The organism is Mucilaginibacter sp. Mucisp86 (assembly GCF_047324315.1).
In the GTDB taxonomy this organism is placed as follows: Bacteria; Bacteroidota; Bacteroidia; order Sphingobacteriales; family Sphingobacteriaceae; genus Mucilaginibacter.
This window is the reverse complement of the sequence record NZ_CP168503.1, coordinates 4,341,247-4,363,552: the sequence shown is the minus strand read 5'-3', so window position 1 is coordinate 4,363,552 and position 22,306 is coordinate 4,341,247. Positions and strand designations below refer to the sequence as shown.

Here is a 22,306-nt window from a genome sequence, read left to right as displayed (position 1 = left end):
GACATGCAAATGCCAATTTAAGCCCTGCAAATACACCCATTTTTACTACTTTTGAAATTAATGCTTCCCGCAACTAACCATACACTCGAGAAACTGGAAATGCTGTTAAAAACGGCCGGTTACAAGGTGCGTTATGAAAAGGGCAACTTTAAAACCGGCGCCTGCCTGCTGCTTAATAGCAAAATGATCGTAGTGAACCGTTTCTCTAACCTGGAAAGCAAGATCCTTGCTTTGGTTGAACTATTGCGCGAACTTGAGGTAGATTACAAGCTGCTTGATGATAAACAGATTGCATTTTTGCAGGAAATTAAACAAACAAAACTGCAGCTGTGACCATAACATTTTTAGGAACCGGAACATCGCAGGGCGTACCTGTTATTGCCTGTAATTGCGAGGTGTGCCTTTCAACAGACAAACATGATAAGCGCCTGCGCAGCTCTGTTTTAATTGAAGCCGAAGATAAAGTTATTTCAATTGATTCGGGCCCTGATTTCAGGTACCAGATGCTGCGGGCTAATGTACAACACCTTGATGCCATAGTTTTTACGCATGAACATAAAGACCATATTGCAGGTATGGACGATATCCGTGCGTTTAACTACAAGCAAAATGTACCGATGGATATTTATGCAGACGAACGTGTTCAAAATGCTCTGGCACGTGAATTTCCTTATATTTTTGATGGCGCCGGATATCCGGGTATTCCGCAGGTAAACATGCATACTATTGCGCTTGAGCCATTCAAAATTGGCAATATTGAGCTCATCCCTATCGAGGTATTTCATTACAGGTTGCCAATTAAAGGTTTCAGGGTTAAAGATTTCACGTACCTTACCGATGCCAAAACCATCCCGGATACCGAAAAGAAAAAAATAAAAGGCACTAAAATTTTAGTGATAAACGCCCTGCAAAAGGAAACCCATATCTCTCATTTTACGCTTGAAGAAGCCATCGCTTTTGCCAATGATATTGGGGCAGAAACCACTTACTTTACACACATAAGCCACAGGCTCGGTAAACATGCAGATGTATCTAAAGAGTTGCCTGCCGGTATAGAACTGGCTTATGACGGCCTGAAATTGACTATTTAACGTCTCTATAAATTCGCGGCACCTTTTCTTCGCAGTTACGCAAATAAAACAGCCCCTAATTTTAATTAATTATTTAAGCGGCGAGCGATTTTAGTACATGAACTCATCTGTTTTTGTTTATAAATCTTTGTATATCAACCTGGCAATTGACCCTAATTTCATGGAATATCTTGTTTATGTAAGCACAGCTAAAAAGTTAATGAGTGATGATGAATTACTGGACCTGCTACAAACAGCGCGAATAAAAAACGCAAAGTATAATGTTACAGGCATGCTACTTTACAGTGAAGGCACTTTTATACAAGCACTTGAGGGCGAAAAAGAAGACCTTTACACCATCTACAAAGCTATTGAGCTCGATTTTCGCCATCGTAATATTATCCTGATGATAACCCGGAAGTGTTGAAGAAAGGATCTTCCCTAAATGGTCTATGGCTTTTGCATCGGTAAATGCAGATGAACTGGAATTAATAGAAGGCTATTTAAGCCCTTCGGCTAAAAACTTCATAGGCAACAATAACCACGCTACTGTTGTTATGCTCAAAACTTTTGCCGAAACCAACAGATTATCTATTTCATTTTAAAAGCCTTAATTATTTAATCCGCGGCCGGTTTTATGTTGAAGCTCATCTATCCGTTTGGATGCTTCGGCCTTGGTCAATGATCCGTCAAACTCTTCACCGGCTTCGTCCGATAATGTTTTAAGATAAGAATGTTGTGCCCCGGTCATAGGTTCATCGCCTGTTGTCCATTCATCAGGGTCTTTTACCTTGTTTGAGCCTTTTATATGATTTTGGTTAATGATCTCTTCATCGTCCGACTCATCAAAAAAGCCGTTATCGGTTACATCATTGGGGTTGATAGCCATAACTACTGTTTTATAGCAACAACCGCCCGGATATCACATTGTTTTAGAATGAGCAACATTGCGGTCACAACTCAATAAAGCTTACCCTGTCAATAGCACCCTTGTATTGTTTTAAATGGCCTTTATCGCTCGCATCAACCACACCGCGAATGGTTACTTTACGTTTATTCATTTGAGTAAACTGACCATCATTATAAGTAAACAACCCGATATGTGTCCCCGGTAAATAAAGCGGACAATCCTGGCTAAAATCAACCCATATAGCATTATGCAGATCGTGATTTGAAAAAAGGCTATCGTTAAAAAGCGCCGATTGCTCATTCCCCTCCTTGTATTTGCCGCTCACCTCCACATATTGCTTATCGTATTTTTCGATATTATTGATAAGCTCGGTAAAAGAAACCTTTTTATAGTCTTTGGAAATATTGCAATCGCTTTGAAAAATCTTTTTTTGTTTGGCACATGCCCCAAGCAAAACTAACAACGGTAAAATCCGGAGCAGATTTTTGATATGGGAAAACGCAACAGTCATATAAATCAGGAATGTTTAAGATACTGAAAATATCTGTCATTAAATCTTATAACAGATATTTTACGGGGAGGTTACAGATACTCTGATTAAATTGAGGTTCATTTCTGCTAAAACGTTTAGGCAACTTGCGGTTTAGCTTTATGCTGTTATTTTTGTACATCAACATTTAACCTGAATTAATCTCCCATGAAATTAAAACTGATAGGCACTTTACTCCTATTGTCAGCATTTGGCGCACGGGCCCAGCAAAAAGTTATTCCACTTTATCCCGACGCTGCTCCCGGCTCCGAAAACTGGAGCTGGAATGAGGATGAAAGCGATAATAATGCTTTTAACACCAAAGTAGTTTACAACGTTACCCGCCCCTCATTGAGCGTTTTTCTGCCCGATTCGGCAATTAACACCGGCACTGCGGTAGTTATTTGTCCGGGTGGTGGTTTCCATACGTTATCTATTAACAGCGAAGGTTACGATGTAGCTAAGTGGCTCAATAAACAAGGTGTTACCTGTTTTGTATTGAAATACAGGCTGGCACATAGTTTAACCAACGATCCGGTAAAGGAGCTGATAGCCAAAATGAGCCAGAAAGACTTTCCCAAACAGGTAGCTCCCATCATTCCACTGGCTGTTGCCGATGCACGCGCGGCACTCGCTTATGTACGTGAACATGCTACAGAATACCATCTTTCGCCGCAGCGCATTGGGATTATGGGCTTTTCGGCAGGCGGTACACTGGCCGGCGCGGCCGCATTTAACTATACAGCCGCTAACAAACCTGATTTTGACGCACCTATTTATGGCTATATACCGCCCGAGCTGCTTTCAAAAATCCCCGACGATGCACCACCAATGTTCATTGCAGCTGCCACTGATGATCAGCTTGGCCTGGCGCCGCATAGTGTGGAGCTCTACAATAAGTGGCTGGCATCAAATCACAGCGCCGAACTGCACATGTACGCAAAGGGAGGCCATGGTTTTGGCATGCGTAAACAAAACCTGCCTACGGATAACTGGATTGAGCGTTTTAACGACTGGCTGGAGCTTAAAGGCTTTCTTAAACCAGTAGATCCTAAAATAAAAACGGTTAAAGAAAGGAACGAGCAATGGGAGGCTTACCATAAGCAATGGGAAGATTCGTTTCACAAAGACTGGGCTAATATGGGCCGCTACAAAACTGATAATGATAAAATAAAAGCATCGGCCCCCAACCCTAAAAGCGTAGTTTACATGGGCGATTCCATTACCGACTTCTGGCTCAACAGGGATTCAACTTTTTGGAGCGGTAAGCCATATTATAACCGTGGCATCAGCGGGCAAACCACCACCCAGATGCTGGTACGCTTCCGCGAGGACGTGATCAACCTGAAACCCGGCGCAGTCGTGATCCTTGCCGGCATCAATGATATTGCTCAAAATAATGGACCGATAGCTATTGAAGACATCTTTGGCAATATCCAATCCATGGCCTTATTGGCTAAAGCGGCCAATATTAAAGTGGTTTTATGCTCGGTGCTGCCCGCCTATGCCTTCCCGTGGCGCCCCGGCATGGAACCGGCTCAAAAAGTTATCCAGCTTAATGCTATGATCAAGGCTTTTGCCGATGCCAACAAAATGGTGTATGTGGATTATCATAGTGCCATGGCCGACGGGCGCAAAGGCCTGCCCAAAAACCTTGCCGCCGATGGCGTACACCCTACTGTTGAAGGATACCGGATAATGGGGCCATTAGTAGAAAAGGGGATTGCAGAGGCTTTGAAGAAGAAGTAAAATGAAAAATATGTCATTGCGAGGAGGAACGCCGAAGCAATCGCACGGAGGCATGGCCACTCTGTATAGCATGCGATTGCCACGTCGCGCCCAGGCTCATGCCCATTTTCGCTCCTCGCAATGACATATTTTATAAGGTACTCAATCCCTCCCCATAAATATTCAAACTGGCCGTTGTTGGTGTTGTCACCAACAACTCTACACCATCCAACTGGTGCCCTATCTGGTGGTTGTTGGTGACAAGACCAACAACGGCATAGGCTTATCTGCTTTAACGACGCATAAACCCCTCCCTGCCACTACACAAATCTGCCGCCCCCCTCCCCAAGGAGGGAATTAAAAAATCTTCCGAACACCTATGGTGACAACAACGGCATAAAAAATTCAAACTTATACCCTCTACTTGTTCACCTCCCTCAATACATTCCTGATAAAGATCCCTGCGGGGGTTAGGTTAGCTTCTGTCCAGCCGCCATAAACCGGGGCATTGTGTTGCAGCAGGGCGGTGGTTTCGTGTTTATCGGTTACGTTCCAGTTAGTCCAGCTTAGCTTATTGTCTTCCATCCATTTGAGCCAGGTTTGGCTCTTCTGAAGGTTAAACTCACCATCGCCATTGGCTTCCCCTACTCCCCACTCTGTAATGATCAATGGTAGCTTTAATGCTATGGCTTTATCAGCTTTTGCACGTAGTGCTTCCTGGTGATATGGGTCGCTGGCATAAAAATGGAAAGAATAGGCTATGTTGTTGTAGTCCTTTATCGGATCGGCAGCGGCAATGTCTACATCCTGGTCCCAGTGCGGGCTGCCAACTACTATGATGTTATCCTTATCATATTTCCGAATTTCGGGGATGATCTGCAGCGCATAATCTTTAACCGTTTTCCAGTCAGTTTTTTCGGGTTCATTCCAGACCTCGTAGATCACATTAGGCACGCCGGCATACTTTTTAGCCATCTGCCGAAAAAAATCTCTCGACTGGCTAACATGCTGGTTTGAATGATGATCGTGCCAGTCTATCAATACATAAATCCCGCTCCTTATAGCCTGATCAACCACATTAACAATGAGTTCTTTTTGCTGTTCGGGCTGTTGCAGGTAACCGCTATCGGGCTGCACGCCCATTGATGCACGAATAATCAAGGCTTTAAAATCGTCGGCAAGCCAACTTACCACTCCGGGATTATAATACTTATGCCCCTGCCAAAGCGACCACGAGAGGCTAATCCCCCGCAACCGGGGAGCGGAACCGTGTTCGTTCACGAGTACACCGTTTTCAATCTTCAATTTACCGTTTTGAATTACAGGCGTTTGGGCTGATACAGAATAACTAAATGCAACCAATAATAAAAGCGCTATAAAGACCTTCATCTGTTATCAAATTTAAAGGCAAGTAATTTATAGCTACGTTATTGGTTTTAAAGCAACATGTAAAAATTTGATTAGATAATGGTAAAAACAGCCAAAGTTTATCAACCGTTATTATTCAGGGAATGCTTTTTATCTACATTCGCGCATTATTGTTTCAGCATGAAAAAGTAAAACCAATACCTTCTTTTAAAAATGTTGATGTTTTTAATTTAGTAAATCGGATATTGGGACTTAAATACAATGGCAAAGTTGATGGCACCAATCAGCTCGCCGATGAAATCATCAAAAAAATAAAAACATCCTATGAAAAACGTATTCAGGCTCCTGATCATCATATTATCACCACTGGCTTTACATGCCCAAAACCCTGCCGTTGTAAAACAGCAGGCAACCCTAATGGCGCAAAGCATGACTAAAGGCGATTATAAAAGCATAGTTAATTATACCTATCCCAAAGCTGTACAAATGGCCGGTGGCAAAGAAAAAATGACAGCCATGATAAGCGCTGCCATGCAGCAAATGAAAACTGCAGGTATCAGTTTTGAAAGTATTACGGTAGGTACCCCGGGTAAATTTTATAAAGCAGGAAAAGAAACCCACTGCCTGCTGCCCGAAACTATTATTATGACCAGTACTAAAGGGCGCATGGCCATGCACAGTAACCTGCTGGCGGTTAGCGGAGATGGCGGCAAAAACTGGTCGTTCCTGGATATGAATAATTCAACTGCCGATAAGGTGCAGCAGCTGATCCCAAACTTTAATCCAGCCTTAAAAATTCCACCAGCTACTACCGAGCCATTACAATAACAGCGAGGTTTGGGCTGTTGGCTTATTATCGTCTCTCTGGATAAATTGAGGGCGCATTAACTGCGTGCCCAATGCCTTGTTTAATTCCTCAACTACATAATCGGCCAGTTCGGGCGAGTAGCGCTCATCGTGCTGGTGCATAAAAAACCATACCGATTTAAGGCCCTGCTCCTTCCAGTTTTTGATCCGCTTTACCCATTCATCAACACGGGCATAATCTGTAGGGTGCAGACTATTGCCTACAAAGCGAATGAAAGCATGAGGTGTTGGTAAAGCCATGTGCACCACATCCCGGCGGCCGCTGGCATCGGTTATGATAGAGCCAATATTGAGATCCCGGAAAAGGTTAAATACCCTGTCGCGGTTATCGGCAACGGCAAACCAATCTTTATGGCGCAGTTCAACAAATACCGGGATATCTTTAGGCAATTGTTCAAGATAGGCCTTCAGCTCCGGGAAACTTTTTGGTGTATAATTATCGCTTAGCTGCAAAAACAGGGGGCCAAGCTTGTCGCCAAAAGCCAGGACACCTTCATAATAGGTAGTAGTAATATCCTCCGCATTTTTTAACCGGCGAATATGGCTGATACTTTGCGAAAACTTAGGACAAAATTTAAAACCGGGATTACTATCGGCCTTAGCCTTCCATTTAGCAACGGTATCAGGACTGTAAACGTTATAAAAAGTAGCGTTAAGCTCAATACAATCAAAGTGCTTAACGTATTCATCTAAAAAATTAGCGTCTTTGGTTTTTAGGGGATAGATCTTACCAATCCATTCCTTGCGTCCCCACTTAGCGCAGCCAACATGCACCTGCAGGGGCATATCACTTTTCGCGGCGGCAAGGGCATCAACAGTTATCTGCGGATCGGCCGGCAAGGTAAAATCAACCCTTGCTAATTCTTCGTCCGTTACTCTACCAAATTCCATATTGCTTTTTTGCGGGAAAGATACGGTTTTGATTAATTAGGTGAGTAGTTGATGAATTGATTAAGTGAGTGGTTATTTGATCAACATTAAACCTAATCAACCACTCTCCCAATCAACTACTCACTAAACTACAAGAACATCCCACCTGAAGCTTCAATACGCTGAGCATTGATCCAGCGGGCATCCTCCGTGCATAAAAATGCGACCACACCGCCTATATCATCGGGTTGTCCCACCCTGCCTAAAGCGGTAAATTGCGCCATCCTTTCTTCCAAACCCGGATGCGAGTCGAACGCTGCCTTGGTAAAGTCGGTTTGGATAATACCGGGAGCCACAACGTTTGCGGCTATACCGCGACTACCCAATTCTTTTGCAAGATACTTGGTGAATACTTCAATAGCTCCTTTCATTGAGGCATAAGCGGCATATCCCGGAGTTGAAAAACGGGCCAAACCGGTCGAAAAATTAATGATCCGGCCACCATCAGCAATTACGGTTAAACTCTTCTGCGTTAAAAAGTAAACGCCTTTAAAATGCACGTTAAACAGGTTATCAAAATCCTCTTCAGTAGTTTGTGCAAATGGCGAGGCAGCATCAATACCCGCATTATTGATCAGGAAATCAAAGGTATCCCGGCTCCATTTTTCGTTGAGGGTTGCTTTTAGTGTTGCAATAAAAGCATCGAAGGTGGATACAATACCCGTATCCAGTTGCAAAGCAGCAGCTTTTTGGCCCATCGATTCTATTTCGGCAACAACGGCTTCAGCTTCTTCTTTTTTACTGCGATAAGTTACTATAACATCGATCCCTTTTTGGGCGATGTGCTTAGCAGCGTTTTTGCCTAAGCCACGGCTGCCACCGGTTATCAATGCAATTTTATTTGTTCCCATTGTTGATGTTTTTTAATGTTTTAACAATACAAAGATGCGATGGTTGGTGAATAAAATTATGGTGACTACTTCAGATTAAATGGTAACCATTTCAGTTTTTTTATTCAGATTGACTACTAAAAAGTAAAAGCGAAGGGACTGACAATTCCTTCTCCATGGGAGCTACTGTGTATAAATATCTTGATGATTTTATTATTAATTGAAAAACGATGTCATTTCGAACGAACCACGGGGAGGATTTGTGCATCAGCGGGTGAGGAGAAATCTTATACGCCCTGCTTTTAATCGCGTAACTATGCATATCGTAAAAGATTTCTCACCCTTCCCCCGCTATTTCCCACCCTTCAAGGGCTCGAAATGACATTTTTTAGCTGAACAGATGTGTACACAAAGTAGCCCCCATGGAGAGGGAATCGCACAGCCCGAACTCTTAAAACCGTCTGACTGTCTTTTCAGCAGACATCATAACCAACTAATCATAAATTTATCTCCCTCAAAATCAACACCGAACAAATAAAAATTAAATTAAACTACTTAAACCATAGGAATTATATAATTTATTTTTACATTTGCACTGTCAACAACGACAAAGCGTTCTTTTTATAACTTATCAAGAAAGACTGAGGGAAAGGCCCAAAGACGTCTTAGCAACCTGTACATCCGCATAATGTAAAAGGTGCTAATTCCTGCTCCTGTGCAAAACGGGAGAGAGATAATTATATCTACACCCCACAACCGATCTGATTAAGTGATTTTTTTCTATAATTTTCAAGTCGCGTGACCGAGAGGATAGGTGGGGGTCCGCAATACCCTAAACGGCAGTTCGAATCTGCCCGCGACATCAAATTTTCCAAATAGTTCTTCATCTCATATTTCCTGAATCTGCTTTTGCTGAAATCAAGCCGCACAAAAACTATTTTTCGCCCTTTAAAAAGTGCAAACTAAATTCATATATTTAGCATTGCTTAACCTGCATTTAAGCAAGATAAACCAGTGTAAATTATTGCAATTGCTTTTTACTTATGAAGATCTTTAACATTGTATGGGTTGTACTTTTTATCATTTTTGCGGGTTTACAATATAACGATCCCGACCCATACCTTTGGATGCCTATTTACCTGTATTGTGCCTGGTTTTGCTACCTGGCTGCTAAAAAGGAATTTTACCCTATTGGTTACGCAGTTGGCATTGCCATTTTTACAGGTTATGCCATTTACAAGATATTTGATAATAACGGCCTTATTGATTGGTTTGAATATCACCACGCCGAAAGCCTTGTGCAAACCATGAAAGCCGAAAAGCCATGGGTTGAAGAAGTACGCGAATTTTTTGGTTTACTAATTTGCGTGGCTGTGCTTGCAGCTAATTGGGTTTATGGTATAAAGCAAAATAAAAAAGTACCGGTTAAAAAGGGGAAGCGGTAAAGCTATATAAGGGTTTATTACAAAATAACATCAAATAAAAAAATCGTCATTGCGAGTGACCACCAGGGAATCCCCGGAAAAAATCGTAATGACGTGCAAAATACGTTTTAGAGATGGCGCGCTGGGCAGCGTTAGGTATTGCAGTGAAAAACCCGGAGCGTGTGCGGGTTTGTGTGTGGGCAAAGCGAGGACTTGTAACGGAAAGCCCGGTCCGCAGGCAACGCCCATGTTATAAAATCCGCCAAAAAAACACACCTAATAATCAACAACTTACAGACGCATCATTATAAACAACGAATTGTAGAAACTATTTTCTTTAGTTCAAGCCCGATTTTTGTTGCCAACATACAGACTTCCTTTTTAATAATTCCTTTACAAATACGACAACCCTCTAAATTCTCCATCACCATAATAAAACGGCTCAAAGCTATCTTCGGCAAGCTCGCAGCTTACCTGCATAGTGGTAAATGTAACATCACCAAAAATATTGGCTATGGCCGAGTCGGCAGCATCATGGCCTGTAGCTATTTTAATGAGGCCATTTAAAGGCACTAACCGCGTTGCATCAAAAAGAATCCATTTGCCACCCAGATATGCCTCAAAGCAGGCATGAAAATCGGCAGGTTTAAGATGATAGGCATAGCCCGTAAAATAGCGGGCCGGTATGGTCAAGGCCCTGCAAAGGGCTATGCCCAGGTGCGCAAAATCACGGCAAACGCCGGCTTGTTCAGTCACCGTATCAAAAGCCGATGTTTGTGAATTGGTTGAACCGCTTAAGTATTGTACGTTTTTATGAATCCAGTTGGTTAATTCAACCACCTGCTCAAAGGGGTTAGTAATATGCCCGAACATATTGTGTGCGAGGCGGTATAACTTATCCGACTGGCAATAGCGGCTCGGGTTAAGATAAGGCAGCACCGGCGAAGGCAATTCAGAAACGTGGGTTTCCTGCAAATGACCAAAATCTGCTACCTCATAGCAATTATCGATGGTAGCCTTATAGGTGACTTTAATGTTGGGGGTATCAGCGTTTACATCAAAACGCACTAATCGGTTTTCGCCCTGCAGGGTTTGCAATTCCTCAAACCTTATATAGGGTTCTAATTCAAACTCTTCACTTATTACCGTTTGATTTGTGCTCCTTAAAGCATGTATATTTAAAATCAATGTGCCCGGCGACCGTACTACATATTCCATTTGGGAAAACACATCGAATTTCATACTATCAGCCTTCTGTTTTTATTTCTTCCAATTTATTAAATGTGGCATCCATCCAGTCTTCCGAAATATGGTCGAGCGCCAGTTTAAGCTCCTCGGCCCATTGGGTTGAGATATGCTCCAGATCTTGTTTGTTATAACGTTGCTCAACAATATTGAAGCTATCCCTTTTATAAACAGCAACATCTATCGGAAAATCGACATTATTTGAACTTACCCTTGTTGAATCGAACGAAAGGAAACCCGTTTTCAATGCTAATCTCAAGCTCGAATCCTCATCAAGGATCCGGTTCAGGATAGCCTTACCGTGGCCCGAGTTACCGATAACTACATAGGGTGCTCCCTGCCCTAACTCAACCCAGTTTCCTTCGGGATAAAGCAAAAAAAGTTTATGCTCATCATCATCACGCAATTGCCCGCCTATAATGGTGTTCAGGTCGAACCTTAAGCCCGAAGCATCAAGAGATTCCTTATCTTCCTGGGCAGCGCGCTTTACCTGCTCACCAAATGCATTCACAGCTTTGTACATTTTATTGAACTCGGCTGTTTCCAGTAATTCGTTAAAATATATTACCGCCTTATCACGTACCGACCGTAAACCACTGGTCATGATAAACAACGAAAAATGATCCTTTTGCTCAATCGTGATCTTCTTTTTTACAGTGGTATCCGTTCCCGAAGTTATGCGGGTATCGGCTATAGCCAATAAACCCTCCTTAACTTTAATTCCGAGGCAATAAGTCATTTGATTAGCGTAGTTCGTTATAAATTAATACTTGCCAAAGTAATTAAATAATGCGAGATTTATTACCATAACCACTTATTTACCGATACATCTTTTAAGACCTAATCATTTTTATTTTACTGCTTCAAATGAGTTTCAGATCAGCGCTTCCCATCCTGTTGTTGTTTTTAACCATAAACTTTGCAAAAGCGCAAAAACACAGCCCTATCCCCGTTATTTTTGATACAGATATTGCCGGCGACTATGACGATGTTGGTGCTATGGCCTTATTGCATGCCTTTGCTGATAAAGGCGAAGCCAAAATACTGGCTACCATATCATGTAACGCGTTTGAAACCACGGCCCCAACTATCAGCGTGATCAATACTTATTTTGGCAGACCTGAGATCCCGATAGGTATTGTAAAAAAAGACAAACCTAATAAGGACTGCGCACAGCGATGGGCCCAGGCTATTGTTGCCCGATATCCGCACAACATTAAATCAAACAGCCAGGCAATCGAGGCGGTGCCCCTTTACCGTAAAATTCTGGCAAGCCAGGCCGATGGCAGTGTAACCATTATTTCGGTTGGATTTTTTACTAACCTGGCCGATCTGCTTAGGTCCGGCCCCGACAAATACAGCAAATTAACCGGAGAACAACTGGTGAAACAAAAGGTAAAAAATCTGGTATCTATGGCTACCGGAATAGGTACTGATGGCAAAAGTTTTAGCGAATACAATGTAAATGTGGATGCAGCTTCGGCACGGGAGGTATTTAAAAACTGGCCTACTCCCATAACCCTTAGCGGCTTTGAAATAGGCGAAAAGATATTGACAGGGATTCGCCTCATTAACAATAAATCGATACAAAACAGCCCGGTAAAAGATGCTTTTAGGATTGCTCTCACTAAAGATAAAAATACTGTTGGGCGCAACAGTTGGGACGAAACTGCTGTATTAACAGCCATCAGAGGCCCCAAACCTTATTTTACCTATCGTAAACTTAATATGGAAATAAAGGATGATGGCACTGACGTAGTAATACCAGGCGAAAAATTTTCATACCTTCAATTTGCTATACAACCTGATGCTATTGCAAAAGATATTGAACAACTGATGATGCACCAACCGTTAAAAAAATGAAAAAGTAGGCGCCACTAAAATACCAACTACTTGGTATTGAATTTTCAGCCAATTGGTGCCACCTTAGTTTCACCATGAATAAACCAATTAAAATACAGGTGGCTATCTTTTGTGAGCCTTGCATTATCTGCGGTAGCCGGCCCGTCATAGCACAGGCCAAAGGCAAATTTATTGTAAGATGCGGCGCTAACGCCGATCACTATCAAACCCCGCCGGGACTGGTTGACATAGCCAACTGGAATAAGCACAACCATCGCGAAGCAGATAGCAGCCCTGCTACGAGGCACCTTAAACATGGCTGATCATTTGAAGTATCGGGTTACCACATAACCGATTGCTTCCTTAATATATGTGCCCCAACCTGCCAGGGCACCAGCATTGGGAAGAAAATCATCAAAAGAAACGGCAAACCTCCGGCTGGTAAAATTACAGGGATACGCAACTACGTTGATCCCCTGCTTTTTAAATATCATCATAGAACGGCGCATATGGAAGGCAGAAGTAACCAACAGATAAGGCCCTTTAAGCTTATGTTGCTGCAGCACTTCTTTTGAAAACATAGCGTTTTCAATGGTGTTACGTGATTTGGATTCGCTCAACACACAACTATCCGGTACCTGCATCTCTTTAAGTTGTTCTTTTACCCAATCTCCTTCTCTAAAACCCGACGGCATTAAAAGTCCATTCCCGCCTGATACAAGCAAATGGCTAACTTGTCCCGTTTTCTGCAACCGAACTCCCTGGATAAACCTGTCGGCAGCGGAATTAAAAAAGCCGCCGCCATTGCCGTCGTCCGAGCTGAAACCGCCCAGTACTATAGCACAGGTATACTTTTTGCCAACAGGCATAGCAGTTTCCCTGATATCCCAGCACCAGCTAACCAGGTTAATTAACAGCGAATTAGAGAAGATATAAAGTACAATAATACTCGTAAGCAAAAATTTTCGTTTACGTTTTACGTTCTTGGAAAAAAGGGCTATCAGTAAAAATGCAAATACCCATAAAAGCAGGCTCATTAAAAATGAAAGCACTTTTGAAAATATAAAAAACATATTGTAGCTATAATGTTTAAGTGCTTCAAATATAGAAGCTTTTAATAAACCGGGTAACAAACTGGCATTATCATTGTCATATATAACATAAAAAATTAAGATGGGCTTTATCAAAACTCTTGCTATAGGTGCTGCAGTTGCTTACGGAATAAATTACGTAACCAAAAAAGGACCCGACGGTAAATCGATTATCGATAACCTTGTTGACAATGCCCCTGAATGGGCAGATCGCGCAAAAAAATACGGCGAACTTACTTTAGAGCAGATTGCCGTACGTACTCAAAATTTCAGGGATAACAGCAGGCGGTAATACAACTTGCTTTGTACGTAATAAGTATATTTTTGGCATGTTTCACCTCCTGCCTGAGAAAGGTATTCTACAATAAAAATATATCATTGCGAGTAACCACCGGGAAAGTCCTAAAAAAATGAGATGACGTGTAAGCTGTGTTTTAGGGGTATTGTGCGGGGGCTACGTTAGGGATAGAAGCGTAAAGCCCACAGCGCGGGTTAGGTTTGCGGGTAGGAAAGGCGAGGACTTATAGCGGATAGCCCGAGCCGCAGGCAACGCCCATATAATAAAACAGATCGAAAAAAATACTTAATAATCAATAACTTACTATCACATCATTATAAGCGAAAGCGTGGCAATCGTATACTATACAAAACGGCCATGCTTATGTGCGATTGCCATGTCGCGCCGCCCGAAACCCAACGCTGGCTCCTCGCAATGACATAAAGTAAAACTAACCCCAACAATTAACAATTAAGCTGCCTCATCAGCCATTGCTCACGATACTGCTTTGGCGTTACGCCTTCAAAACGCTTAAAAAACTTGGTAAAATTTGACGGATCGAAAGTAAGCCGGCTAGCTATTTCAGCTATGCTTACGATATTTTCCTGAAGCATGGCTTTGGCAATTTCCATGATCTTCTCTTCGAAAAAGAAACAGGGGTGCTTCCCGGTGGTGAGTTTGATGGTATTGCTTAGGTGTGTGGGATGGATATGCATTTCATTGGCAAAGTCGCGGATCTCATACATATCCAAAACGCGGTTGTTCAGCACATCGTCAAGATGCTTGTCAATGGCCTTCAGATAGTCGGCGGTAATTTCATGCTGACGGGCCAGTATTTTCTTAGGAACAGTGAGCGTTGCGTCCATAACACAAAACTAAGCAAACAGATCGGGCTTAAACAGCGGTGCTACGCGCTTTTTAGATGCCTGCTCATAGGCATATCCCAATTTTATGATGTCACCCTCTTTGTAGGCCGTGCTAAAAAACGATAACCCAACCGGCAAGCCATGTGCCAGGCCCATAGGTACTGTAATATGCGGATACCCTGCCATAGCCGCTGGCCCCGAAAAACTGAAACCATTATCATAATCGCCATTTACCAGGTCGATACATACTGCGGGGCCATTAGTGGTGCCTATAATGGCGTCAAGTTTATATTTGGCAAGCATCTCATCAATAACTTTACGGGTACCAGCATTGGTTTGTTTAACCGCGTCAAGATACTCTTTACTGTTCAGATCGCCTTTGGCCTGTGCTAACTCCAGGGTTTCCTGTTTAAAGAAAGGCATTGCTTTAGCTTCATTCTGTTTGTTGAAAGCAATAACGTCGGCCAATGTTTTTATTTTGCTGTTGGCATTGCCGAAGTATTGGTTAAGGCCATCTTTAAATTCATAAAGCAGCACCGTAAATTCATTGTTGTTAATGGTCTTTAGCTCTTTGTTAAGTTCAATCTCCACCACTTCGGCTCCCTTGCTTTTCAGGGTTTTAATAGCATCCTGCAACAATGCTACCACAGCAGGATTGTCATTAAGTGCTAATTTTTCTACACCAAGCCGCTTACCCTGTAAGCCGTTTACATCTAAAAATTTGGTGTAATCGGCCTCCACTTTGCCCTTGCTGCCAAGTGTTGCCAGGTCAAGTGTATCTATCCCGGTAAGTGCGCCAAGCAATATGGCAGCATCCTTAACCGTGCGCGTCATTGGACCTGCCGTATCCTGTGTTTTTGAAATAGGAATAATGCCCGACCGGCTCCATAAGCCCACTGTTGGCTTAATGCCCACCAAACCATTAACTGACGCCGGTGAAACTATAGAGCCATTAGTTTCAGTGCCGATACCTATAACACAAAGATTGGCCGCAACGGCCGTTCCCGTGCCTGCACTTGAACCACTGGGGTTCCTGTCTAAAATATAGGGATTTTTAGTTTGCCCTCCCCTGCTGCTCCATGCGCTGGTTGAATGTGTGGAGCGAAAGTTTGCCCACTCGCTTAAATTAGTCTTACCCAATATTACTGCACCCGCCTCACGAAGCTTATGCACTATAAAAGCGTCCTGTTTTGCAAAATTATCGGCCAAAGCCAACGATCCTGCAGTGGTATGCATGTTATCACCTGTGTTGATATTATCCTTGATCAGCACAGGTATGCCATGCAGCGGACCGCGCACTTTGCCCTTTTCACGTTCACGGTCCATCACATCGGCCATGTTCAGGGCATCTTTATTAAGCTCGATCACAGCGTTGAGCATAATGCCTTTTTTATCTATCTGGTCAATACGCTTAAGGTACAGTTCGGTAATCAGCCTTGAAGTAAACTGCTTGCCCTGCATTTTTTGCTGCAGATCAGTAATGGTTATTTCACTCAGTTCAAATATGTCGTCCTTGCTGTTTTCGGAAGCAACGGTATCATCTGCTTTATTTTCGGCCGATGGCTGGTTGCAGGAAGCCGCAACTAAAGTAGAGATGGTTAAACTCGCCAGCGAACCTGTTTTGAGGAAATTTCTTCTATGCATAACTGTTTAAATAAAAGGCATTACAAGTAACAAAATATTTAACTACTTTGAAAATTACAGAGGCGTAGGTAGTTAAATGTTACAAAGCATGTACAAAATCACACAAAGGCGCTAAGTCACAAAACTATTACAGCTTGACCCCCTTTGCGTCTTAGCGCCTTTGCGTGAAACTATTCTTCTTGATATCTTATTTCGATATCATCCCCGATATCACATTAATACTCAACGCCACAATAGCGGTATTAAAAGCAAAAGAAATTAACCCGTGCAGCCATGCCAGGCGGCGGATAGAACGGGCCGAGATCTCCACATCCGATACCTGGAAGGTCATGCCTACAACAAAAGAAAAGTATACAAAATCGAGATAGTCGGGCTCTTTTTCCTCGCCCGGAAATTCGAGCCCACCGAGGTGTTTGAGTTTTTTATCATCATCGGGGGCTGTAGTATAATACATATGGGCATAACGCAACGTAAATATGGTATGCACCAGCCACCAGGACACAATTACCGAAGCCATCGCCAATAAAACCCGCGCCGTCACAACTGCATCCGATTGGTTTTTTGTGGACAATAACAGGAATACTATCGCCAGTAAGCTCATCAGCGATGACACGATTACAAACAAAAATATCAACGTACGACTTGAGTCTTCAATACTGGCTATTCTCCGGATCTCAGCAGGATTAGCCGTAAGGATAATAATCCAATCCATAATAATGATGCATAAACCGAATGCTATCCAGGTTACCAAAGCAACTGTTGGCGCCGAAAAATTCGACCACGAGAAAAATAGTGTTATTGCTGCGGCTCCTAACGAAATCAGGAGGCGATGATGGGCATCAAGACTAAAAAAGACTTTTGTTTTTGTTTTGGCTTTTTGAGGCATACAATTTAAGCTACACCATAAATATGATAATGTTTGATGTAGAATAAATGAAGATACTAAAAATCGTCTTCGTCAACAATCCAGGCCACACGGCCAACCTGCCCGTCATCCAGCTGCACTTTTATTCCGCGCGAATGGTAAGCCGCGCTCGTGAGCAACCGTTTTACAAAGCCGCGGGTCAGCGTACCGGTACGCTGATCTTTTTTTAGGATGATGTCAACCTCAAGGCCTGGGTATATATCGCTTCTGTTTTGTCCGTTCATGACCGTTGATTTTTTTGATTACGTTGATTGCGCTGATTTACCTTTTTGATTCGTTTGATTTCACCGATGCGCCTACCATAAATGGGGTGTCATGCTGAGGAACGAAGCATCTTCTTCGCTTTGTATAGCAGCTCAGCCTATCTAAGAAGATCCTTCGCTATCGCTCAGGATGGCAAATTATAGCTTTTCTATTCAACCAATCCTTTTATTGCATGCTCTACCTTTCCGAAATCAAAATTATTGACCAATTTATCAAACGATGCAGAAATATGTTCGTTACCCAAATTACCGATGCTGCCCTCATGGGTATGGTTCACCGTTTTATCGGGGTTAAAATCACCTGCTTCAATAGCTAAACCAACCTGCTTGTAAGCATCGCGGAATGGTGTGCCGCTTAACGTTAAACGGTTCACTTCCTCCACACTAAACAGGTATGCGTATTTAGCGTCGTCCAGGATATCTGTTTTTATCGTGATATTTTGCAGCATGAAGGTTGCCATTTGCAGGCAGTGTTTCAAATCGGCAAAAGCAGGGAACAACAATTCTTTCAATAACTGCAGCTCGCGGTGATAGCCTGATGGCAGGTTAGTGGTCATCATGGCTACATCGGTAGGCAGTGCTTGCAGGCGGTTACATTTGCCACGCATAATTTCCCAAACATCGGGGTTCTTTTTATGCGGCATGATGCTGCTGCCGGTAGTCAGGGCATCAGGGTAACTCACAAACGAGAAATTCTGGCTCAGGTACAGGGTTTGATCCATGGCCATTTTAGCCAGTGTTGCAGCTATAGTTGATATAGCTTGTGCAATGATCCGCTCGGTTTTACCACGGCCCATTTGCGCGTAAACAACATTATAATTCAGGTTGTCAAAACCTAAAAGCTGTGTAGTTAAGGTACGGTTAAGCGGAAACGACGATCCATAACCGGCAGCCGACCCCAGCGGATTTTTGTTAGTGATACGATAAGCAGCCAAAACCAGTTCAAGATCGTCAACCAGGCTTTCGGCATAAGCGCCAAACCACAGGCCGAATGATGATGGCATGGCCACCTGAAGGTGGGTATAACCCGGCAATAAAACATCTTTGTGTTTATCACTTAATTCGATAAGCAGGCGAAACAGGGTTTCGGTACTTTCAACAACTTCCTGTAACTGACTGCGGAAAAATAATTTCAGATCAACCAAAACCTGATCGTTACGGGAGCGGCCACTGTGGATCTTTTTGCCGGCATCACCTATGCGTTGGGTTAATAATAACTCAACCTGCGAGTGCACATCTTCAACATGCTCGTCAATTTTAAAACCGCCTTTAGCGATATCGGCATAAATATTTTTCAACTCACGCTGAACAAGCTCCAGATCGGCGCTGTCCATCAGCCCTACGCTTTGCAACATGCGGGTGTGGGCCAACGATCCTAAAACATCAAACGCCGCCATTTGCTCATCAAATTCGCGGTCGCGACCAACAGTAAAGTTTTCAACCAGTTCGTTAACGTTGGTAGTTTTTTGCCATAGCTTGCTCATGGTGCAAATGTATAAATTATCTGAACCATGATTTATGGGATTTAAGGATTAACAGGATTTTTTGTCTGAACCGAGATTTGGGGGGATTTATCGGATGGACAGGAGTTTGTCTGAACCGGAATTTTTGGAATTAATGAATTGTCAGAAAATGAAAAATTCGATAAATTCCCAAAATTCGTTTAATTCGAGTTCAGACAGAAATAAGACAGTACAGGATGGCAATCTCAATCCATCCAATTAACATTGTTGATTGTGACAACATATTACAGCCTTTGGCCAATATTGTATAAACCGCTATCTTAACCACATGAAACACCCTTTATGTAAGCCATTGCTTAGCATTGCCTTATTATGCTGCTCTTTTTCTATATCACAAGCTCAAACGCCCGGGGCTGCAGGTCTTAAATCGGAATATCTTGTAAACCCGATAGGTATCGACAATGCGCATCCCCGTTTAACCTGGCTCATGAATGATAAAGCTCAGGGTGCAGCCCAGAGTGCCTATCAGCTTTACGTAGGTACCGATTCGGCTGCCATTTCAGCAGGCAAAAGCAACGCATGGGCTACATCCAAAATTGCTTCATCAAACAATCTTGTTATTTATAGCGGCCAGCAACTAAAACCTTTTACTAAATATTACTGGAAGGTTCAGCTTTGGGATCAGGCAGGTAAAAAGCTTGCCCCGTCAGCTATAAACAGCTTCGAAACCGGCATGATGGGGATGCAAAACTGGGAAGGCTCATGGATCAGCGATAATAAAGGAATAGCAGTAAACCCAGCGCCCTATTTCCGCAATACATTTAAGGTAGCTAAGCCTATCCGCTCGGCAAGGGCTTATATCGCGGTTGCGGGTTTGTATGAGCTCTACCTTAACGGTAAAAAGATCGGTAATCATCGGCTTGATCCAATGTATACCCGGTTCGACAGGCGTACGCTTTATGTTTCATATGATGTTACGGCTCAATTACAAAACGGCAAAAACGCTGTTGGAGTATTGTTAGGCAACGGCTGGTATAATCATCAGAGTACGGCTGTATGGTTCTTCCACCAGGCACCATGGCGCTGTCGCCCCGCATTTTGTATGGATTTACGGATCACTTATACCGATGGTACAGTTGAATCTGTAAAGTCGGGTACAGATTGGAAAACCTCACTTAGCCCCATCGTTTTCAACAGCATTTATACTGCCGAGCATTACGATGGCAGGCTGGAACAACCGGGTTGGAATACCGTCAATTTTGATGATAGCAAATGGAAACCGGTCATTAACCGCTCGGCCCCATCCATGAATATCGTATCACAGGCCATGCAACCTATCCGCGCGGTTGATACCATCAGCACCAAAAGCGTTACCAAACTTGATAGCGGTGTTTGGGTATTTGATATGGGCCGAAATATTTCGGGCGTAAGCCAAATTACGGTTAAAGGTGATTCAGGTACGGTGATCCGCCTGAAACATGCAGAAAGATTGAACAAAAACGGACACGTTGATCAATCAAACATCGATCTGCATTATCGCCCTACCGATGATAAAGACCCTTTTCAGACCGATATTTTTATTTTAGGAGGCAAAGGCGAGGAAACTTTCTCTCCTCGTTTTAACTACAAAGGGTTTCAATATATAGAGGTAAGCAGCAGCAAACCAATTCAGATTGGCAAAGAAAACATCAAGGCATTTTTTATGCACAGCGATGTGGAGCCTATTGGTACGGTTAAAGCTTCAAACCCAACTATTAATCAAATCTGGACCGCCACCAACAACAGCTACCTGAGCAACCTTTTCGGCTACCCTACCGACTGTCCGCAACGCGAAAAGAACGGCTGGACAGGGGACGCCCATATTGCCAGCGAAACAGGCTTATATAACTTCGATGGCATCACCGTATACGAAAAATGGCTGGCCGACCATCGTGATGAGCAGCAGCCTAATGGCGTACTGCCGTCTATTATCCCAACTGGTGGCTGGGGCTATGAATGGGGTAACGGGCCCGACTGGACCAGCACCATTGCTATTATTCCCTACAATATTTATTTATTTTATGGCGATAGCAAACTGCTGGCCGATAGCTACAACGCTATCGAAAAATACGTAAACCACATTGATGACCTTTACCCAACCGGGCTTACTACCTGGGGGCTGGGCGACTGGGTGCCCGTAAAATCGGTTTCGCCGGTTGAACTTACCTCATCTGTTTATTACTATACCGATGCCAGCATATTGGCTAAAGCAGCTAAAATATTAGGCAAACAGGCCGATTACATAAAATATTCGGCGCTGGCCAACAAGATCAAGAACGCCATCAACGCTAAATATTTAGATACTACAACCGGCATTTACGGCGAAGGTTTACAAACAGAACTAAGCGTGCCGCTTTACTGGGGAGTGGTGCCCGAAGACATGAAAAGCAAAGTAGCAGCTAACCTGGCTAAACGTGTCGAAGCAGATAATTTCCATTTGGATGTAGGTATATTGGGCGCCAAGGCCATCTTAAGCGCCCTAAGTGATAACGGGTACCCGGATGTAGCTTACAAAATAGCCTCGCAGGAAACCTTCCCGTCATGGGGCTGGTGGATGGTGAACGGGGCTACCACCCTTTATGAAAATTGGCAGATAGATGCAAAATCTGATATTTCCCTTAATCATATCATGTTTGGGGAAATTGGTGCCTGGCTGTACAAAGGCATTGCAGGTATCCATCCCGATCCTGAACATCCTGGCTTTAAAAACGTACTGCTGCAACCACATTTTGTACCGGGTTTAAATGCATTTAGCGCTACTCACAAAGGGCCTTCCGGTAACATTGTTTCATCATGGCAGCGTATCAATGGTGCAGTAACTTATAAAGTAACCGTACCTGCAAACTCAAGCGCAACAATCACCTTCCCGGCAGGTAAAGTTTACCTTGCTGGCAAGGCAATCGGCAACCCTGCATTGTACAAAATAAATGCGGGCAGTTATGTGTTCGAGGTAAAATAATATCGCCGCAAATGCCATAGTATTTTCATATTTTAA

Annotated in this window: 24 protein-coding genes and 1 riboswitch; of the genes, 11 read left to right on the top strand and 13 right to left on the bottom strand. The window is 43.2% G+C overall.

Going from position 1 to position 22,306, the window contains the following annotated elements:
- Nucleotides 1-60: 60 nt before the first annotated feature.
- From ACEN9X_RS18575 to ACEN9X_RS18560, 4 genes are all read left to right on the top strand, one after another.
- Nucleotides 61-333, top strand: coding sequence for a hypothetical protein (locus ACEN9X_RS18575; protein ID WP_091211965.1), 273 nt, complete (start codon nucleotides 61-63; stop codon nucleotides 331-333).
- Nucleotides 330-1,091 (top strand): MBL fold metallo-hydrolase, encoded by a 762-nt coding sequence (locus tag ACEN9X_RS18570; RefSeq protein ID WP_413666536.1) that lies wholly within the window; start codon nucleotides 330-332, stop codon nucleotides 1,089-1,091. The genes ACEN9X_RS18575 and ACEN9X_RS18570 overlap by 4 nt, the downstream gene beginning before the upstream one ends.
- A gap of 97 nt (nucleotides 1,092-1,188) precedes the next feature.
- Nucleotides 1,189-1,497, top strand: coding sequence for a BLUF domain-containing protein (locus ACEN9X_RS18565; protein ID WP_413666535.1), 309 nt, complete (start codon nucleotides 1,189-1,191; stop codon nucleotides 1,495-1,497).
- A gap of 25 nt (nucleotides 1,498-1,522) precedes the next feature.
- Nucleotides 1,523-1,675: a hypothetical protein gene (locus ACEN9X_RS18560; RefSeq protein ID WP_413666534.1), complete on the top strand. Its 153-nt coding sequence runs from the start codon at nucleotides 1,523-1,525 to the stop codon at nucleotides 1,673-1,675.
- Between the two features lie 5 nt (nucleotides 1,676-1,680).
- Here the strand turns inward: ACEN9X_RS18560 and ACEN9X_RS18555 are convergent, their stop codons facing one another.
- Both ACEN9X_RS18555 and ACEN9X_RS18550 read right to left on the bottom strand, forming a co-directional pair.
- Nucleotides 1,681-1,959, bottom strand: a complete 279-nt coding sequence (locus ACEN9X_RS18555; RefSeq protein WP_413666533.1) for a DUF3072 domain-containing protein — start codon at nucleotides 1,957-1,959, stop codon at nucleotides 1,681-1,683.
- Nucleotides 1,960-2,023: 64 nt separating this feature from the next.
- A complete protein-coding gene (locus ACEN9X_RS18550) occupies nucleotides 2,024-2,491 on the bottom strand; it encodes a hypothetical protein (protein ID WP_413666532.1) in 468 nt (155 codons plus the stop codon).
- A 186-nt stretch (nucleotides 2,492-2,677) separates the two neighbouring features.
- On the opposite strand from ACEN9X_RS18550, the gene ACEN9X_RS18545 reads away from it, so the two are divergent.
- Nucleotides 2,678-4,258, top strand: a complete 1,581-nt coding sequence (locus ACEN9X_RS18545; protein ID WP_413666531.1) for a GDSL-type esterase/lipase family protein — start codon at nucleotides 2,678-2,680, stop codon at nucleotides 4,256-4,258.
- Between the two features lie 399 nt (nucleotides 4,259-4,657).
- On the opposite strand, the gene ACEN9X_RS18540 is transcribed toward ACEN9X_RS18545, so the two are convergent.
- Nucleotides 4,658-5,626, bottom strand: a complete 969-nt coding sequence (locus ACEN9X_RS18540) for a glycoside hydrolase family 5 protein (protein ID WP_413666530.1) — start codon at nucleotides 5,624-5,626, stop codon at nucleotides 4,658-4,660.
- Between the two features lie 303 nt (nucleotides 5,627-5,929).
- On the opposite strand from ACEN9X_RS18540, the gene ACEN9X_RS18535 reads away from it, so the two are divergent.
- Nucleotides 5,930-6,433, top strand: coding sequence for a hypothetical protein (locus tag ACEN9X_RS18535; RefSeq protein ID WP_413666529.1), 504 nt, complete (start codon nucleotides 5,930-5,932; stop codon nucleotides 6,431-6,433).
- Here the strand turns inward: ACEN9X_RS18535 and ACEN9X_RS18530 are convergent.
- Complete coding sequence (locus tag ACEN9X_RS18530; RefSeq protein WP_413666528.1) at nucleotides 6,425-7,363, bottom strand: DUF72 domain-containing protein; 939 nt, start codon at nucleotides 7,361-7,363, stop codon at nucleotides 6,425-6,427. The genes ACEN9X_RS18535 and ACEN9X_RS18530 overlap by 9 nt on opposite strands.
- A 128-nt stretch (nucleotides 7,364-7,491) precedes the next feature.
- Nucleotides 7,492-8,253 carry an SDR family oxidoreductase gene (locus ACEN9X_RS18525; RefSeq protein ID WP_413666527.1) on the bottom strand — a complete coding sequence of 254 codons (762 nt, stop codon included), beginning with the start codon at nucleotides 8,251-8,253 and terminating at the stop codon, nucleotides 7,492-7,494.
- Nucleotides 8,254-8,857: 604 nt separating this feature from the next.
- Nucleotides 8,858-8,972, top strand: a riboswitch (SAM riboswitch).
- A gap of 303 nt (nucleotides 8,973-9,275) precedes the next feature.
- On the opposite strand from ACEN9X_RS18525, the gene ACEN9X_RS18520 reads away from it, so the two are divergent.
- The gene (locus tag ACEN9X_RS18520; protein WP_413666526.1) at nucleotides 9,276-9,677 is read left to right on the top strand and encodes a transmembrane 220 family protein; all 402 of its coding nucleotides are present in this window, start codon (nucleotides 9,276-9,278) and stop codon (nucleotides 9,675-9,677) included.
- 372 nt (nucleotides 9,678-10,049) lie between these two features.
- Here the strand turns inward: ACEN9X_RS18520 and ACEN9X_RS18515 are convergent, their stop codons facing one another.
- Both ACEN9X_RS18515 and ACEN9X_RS18510 read right to left on the bottom strand, forming a co-directional pair.
- Nucleotides 10,050-10,898 carry a transglutaminase-like domain-containing protein gene (locus tag ACEN9X_RS18515; RefSeq protein ID WP_413666525.1) on the bottom strand — a complete coding sequence of 283 codons (849 nt, stop codon included), beginning with the start codon at nucleotides 10,896-10,898 and terminating at the stop codon, nucleotides 10,050-10,052.
- 4 nt (nucleotides 10,899-10,902) lie between these two features.
- A complete protein-coding gene (locus ACEN9X_RS18510; protein ID WP_413666524.1) occupies nucleotides 10,903-11,640 on the bottom strand; it encodes a peptidase in 738 nt (245 codons plus the stop codon).
- Nucleotides 11,641-11,768: 128 nt separating this feature from the next.
- On the opposite strand from ACEN9X_RS18510, the gene ACEN9X_RS18505 reads away from it, so the two are divergent.
- Both ACEN9X_RS18505 and ACEN9X_RS18500 read left to right on the top strand, forming a co-directional pair.
- Entirely contained in the window at nucleotides 11,769-12,764 is a 996-nt protein-coding gene (locus tag ACEN9X_RS18505) for a nucleoside hydrolase (protein ID WP_413666523.1), read from the top strand.
- A gap of 74 nt (nucleotides 12,765-12,838) precedes the next feature.
- A complete protein-coding gene (locus ACEN9X_RS18500; protein ID WP_413666522.1) occupies nucleotides 12,839-13,066 on the top strand; it encodes a hypothetical protein in 228 nt (75 codons plus the stop codon).
- Here ACEN9X_RS18500 and ACEN9X_RS18495 read toward each other — a convergent pair whose 3' ends face one another.
- On the bottom strand, nucleotides 13,067-13,816 hold the full coding sequence (locus ACEN9X_RS18495) for a YdcF family protein (RefSeq protein ID WP_413666521.1): 750 nt from the start codon (nucleotides 13,814-13,816) through the stop codon (nucleotides 13,067-13,069).
- Nucleotides 13,817-13,916: 100 nt separating this feature from the next.
- Between ACEN9X_RS18495 and ACEN9X_RS18490 the strand changes: the two genes are divergently transcribed.
- Nucleotides 13,917-14,126 carry a hypothetical protein gene (locus ACEN9X_RS18490; RefSeq protein ID WP_091175047.1) on the top strand — a complete coding sequence of 70 codons (210 nt, stop codon included), beginning with the start codon at nucleotides 13,917-13,919 and terminating at the stop codon, nucleotides 14,124-14,126.
- 449 nt (nucleotides 14,127-14,575) lie between these two features.
- Here ACEN9X_RS18490 and ACEN9X_RS18485 read toward each other — a convergent pair whose 3' ends face one another.
- The 5 genes from ACEN9X_RS18485 to argH all read right to left on the bottom strand — a co-directional run bounded on the left by ACEN9X_RS18485 (nucleotide 14,576) and on the right by argH (nucleotide 19,293).
- Nucleotides 14,576-14,977, bottom strand: coding sequence for a helix-turn-helix domain-containing protein (locus ACEN9X_RS18485; RefSeq protein WP_413666520.1), 402 nt, complete (start codon nucleotides 14,975-14,977; stop codon nucleotides 14,576-14,578).
- Nucleotides 14,978-14,986: 9 nt separating this feature from the next.
- Complete coding sequence (locus ACEN9X_RS18480; protein ID WP_413666519.1) at nucleotides 14,987-16,621, bottom strand: amidase; 1,635 nt, start codon at nucleotides 16,619-16,621, stop codon at nucleotides 14,987-14,989.
- 187 nt (nucleotides 16,622-16,808) lie between these two features.
- A complete protein-coding gene (locus tag ACEN9X_RS18475) occupies nucleotides 16,809-17,333 on the bottom strand; it encodes a DUF1345 domain-containing protein (RefSeq protein ID WP_413666518.1) in 525 nt (174 codons plus the stop codon).
- 230 nt (nucleotides 17,334-17,563) lie between these two features.
- A complete protein-coding gene (locus tag ACEN9X_RS18470; protein ID WP_413666517.1) occupies nucleotides 17,564-17,770 on the bottom strand; it encodes a YwbE family protein in 207 nt (68 codons plus the stop codon).
- Between the two features lie 188 nt (nucleotides 17,771-17,958).
- Entirely contained in the window at nucleotides 17,959-19,293 is a 1,335-nt protein-coding gene (gene argH / locus ACEN9X_RS18465; RefSeq protein WP_413666516.1) for an argininosuccinate lyase, read from the bottom strand.
- Between the two features lie 307 nt (nucleotides 19,294-19,600).
- On the opposite strand from argH, the gene ACEN9X_RS18460 reads away from it, so the two are divergent.
- Nucleotides 19,601-22,270 (top strand): family 78 glycoside hydrolase catalytic domain, encoded by a 2,670-nt coding sequence (locus ACEN9X_RS18460; protein WP_413666515.1) that lies wholly within the window; start codon nucleotides 19,601-19,603, stop codon nucleotides 22,268-22,270.
- The last annotated feature ends 36 nt before the right edge of the window (nucleotides 22,271-22,306 follow it).

Bases quoted from the DNA above. Each gene is read 5' to 3' on its own strand.
- ACEN9X_RS18545 (WP_413666531.1), top strand. From the start codon at position 2,678: ATGAAATTAAAACTGATAGGCACTTTACTCCTATTGTCAGCATTTGGC.
- ACEN9X_RS18525 (WP_413666527.1), bottom strand. From the start codon at position 8,253: ATGGGAACAAATAAAATTGCATTGATAACCGGTGGCAGCCGTGGCTTA.
- ACEN9X_RS18565 (WP_413666535.1), top strand. From the start codon at position 1,189: ATGAACTCATCTGTTTTTGTTTATAAATCTTTGTATATCAACCTGGCA.
- ACEN9X_RS18505 (WP_413666523.1), top strand. From the start codon at position 11,769: ATGAGTTTCAGATCAGCGCTTCCCATCCTGTTGTTGTTTTTAACCATA.
- argH (WP_413666516.1), bottom strand. From the start codon at position 19,293: ATGAGCAAGCTATGGCAAAAAACTACCAACGTTAACGAACTGGTTGAA.
- ACEN9X_RS18530 (WP_413666528.1), bottom strand. From the start codon at position 7,363: ATGGAATTTGGTAGAGTAACGGACGAAGAATTAGCAAGGGTTGATTTT.
- ACEN9X_RS18520 (WP_413666526.1), top strand. From the start codon at position 9,276: ATGAAGATCTTTAACATTGTATGGGTTGTACTTTTTATCATTTTTGCG.
- ACEN9X_RS18470 (WP_413666517.1), bottom strand. From the start codon at position 17,770: ATGAACGGACAAAACAGAAGCGATATATACCCAGGCCTTGAGGTTGAC.
- ACEN9X_RS18495 (WP_413666521.1), bottom strand. From the start codon at position 13,816: ATGTTTTTTATATTTTCAAAAGTGCTTTCATTTTTAATGAGCCTGCTT.
- ACEN9X_RS18540 (WP_413666530.1), bottom strand. From the start codon at position 5,626: ATGAAGGTCTTTATAGCGCTTTTATTATTGGTTGCATTTAGTTATTCT.
- ACEN9X_RS18490 (WP_091175047.1), top strand. From the start codon at position 13,917: ATGGGCTTTATCAAAACTCTTGCTATAGGTGCTGCAGTTGCTTACGGA.
- ACEN9X_RS18560 (WP_413666534.1), top strand. From the start codon at position 1,523: ATGGCTTTTGCATCGGTAAATGCAGATGAACTGGAATTAATAGAAGGC.
- ACEN9X_RS18485 (WP_413666520.1), bottom strand. From the start codon at position 14,977: ATGGACGCAACGCTCACTGTTCCTAAGAAAATACTGGCCCGTCAGCAT.
- ACEN9X_RS18515 (WP_413666525.1), bottom strand. From the start codon at position 10,898: ATGAAATTCGATGTGTTTTCCCAAATGGAATATGTAGTACGGTCGCCG.
- ACEN9X_RS18510 (WP_413666524.1), bottom strand. From the start codon at position 11,640: ATGACTTATTGCCTCGGAATTAAAGTTAAGGAGGGTTTATTGGCTATA.
- ACEN9X_RS18500 (WP_413666522.1), top strand. From the start codon at position 12,839: ATGAATAAACCAATTAAAATACAGGTGGCTATCTTTTGTGAGCCTTGC.
- ACEN9X_RS18575 (WP_091211965.1), top strand. From the start codon at position 61: ATGCTTCCCGCAACTAACCATACACTCGAGAAACTGGAAATGCTGTTA.
- ACEN9X_RS18480 (WP_413666519.1), bottom strand. From the start codon at position 16,621: ATGCATAGAAGAAATTTCCTCAAAACAGGTTCGCTGGCGAGTTTAACC.
- ACEN9X_RS18535 (WP_413666529.1), top strand. From the start codon at position 5,930: ATGAAAAACGTATTCAGGCTCCTGATCATCATATTATCACCACTGGCT.
- ACEN9X_RS18475 (WP_413666518.1), bottom strand. From the start codon at position 17,333: ATGGATTGGATTATTATCCTTACGGCTAATCCTGCTGAGATCCGGAGA.
- ACEN9X_RS18550 (WP_413666532.1), bottom strand. From the start codon at position 2,491: ATGACTGTTGCGTTTTCCCATATCAAAAATCTGCTCCGGATTTTACCG.
- ACEN9X_RS18460 (WP_413666515.1), top strand. From the start codon at position 19,601: ATGAAACACCCTTTATGTAAGCCATTGCTTAGCATTGCCTTATTATGC.
- ACEN9X_RS18555 (WP_413666533.1), bottom strand. From the start codon at position 1,959: ATGGCTATCAACCCCAATGATGTAACCGATAACGGCTTTTTTGATGAG.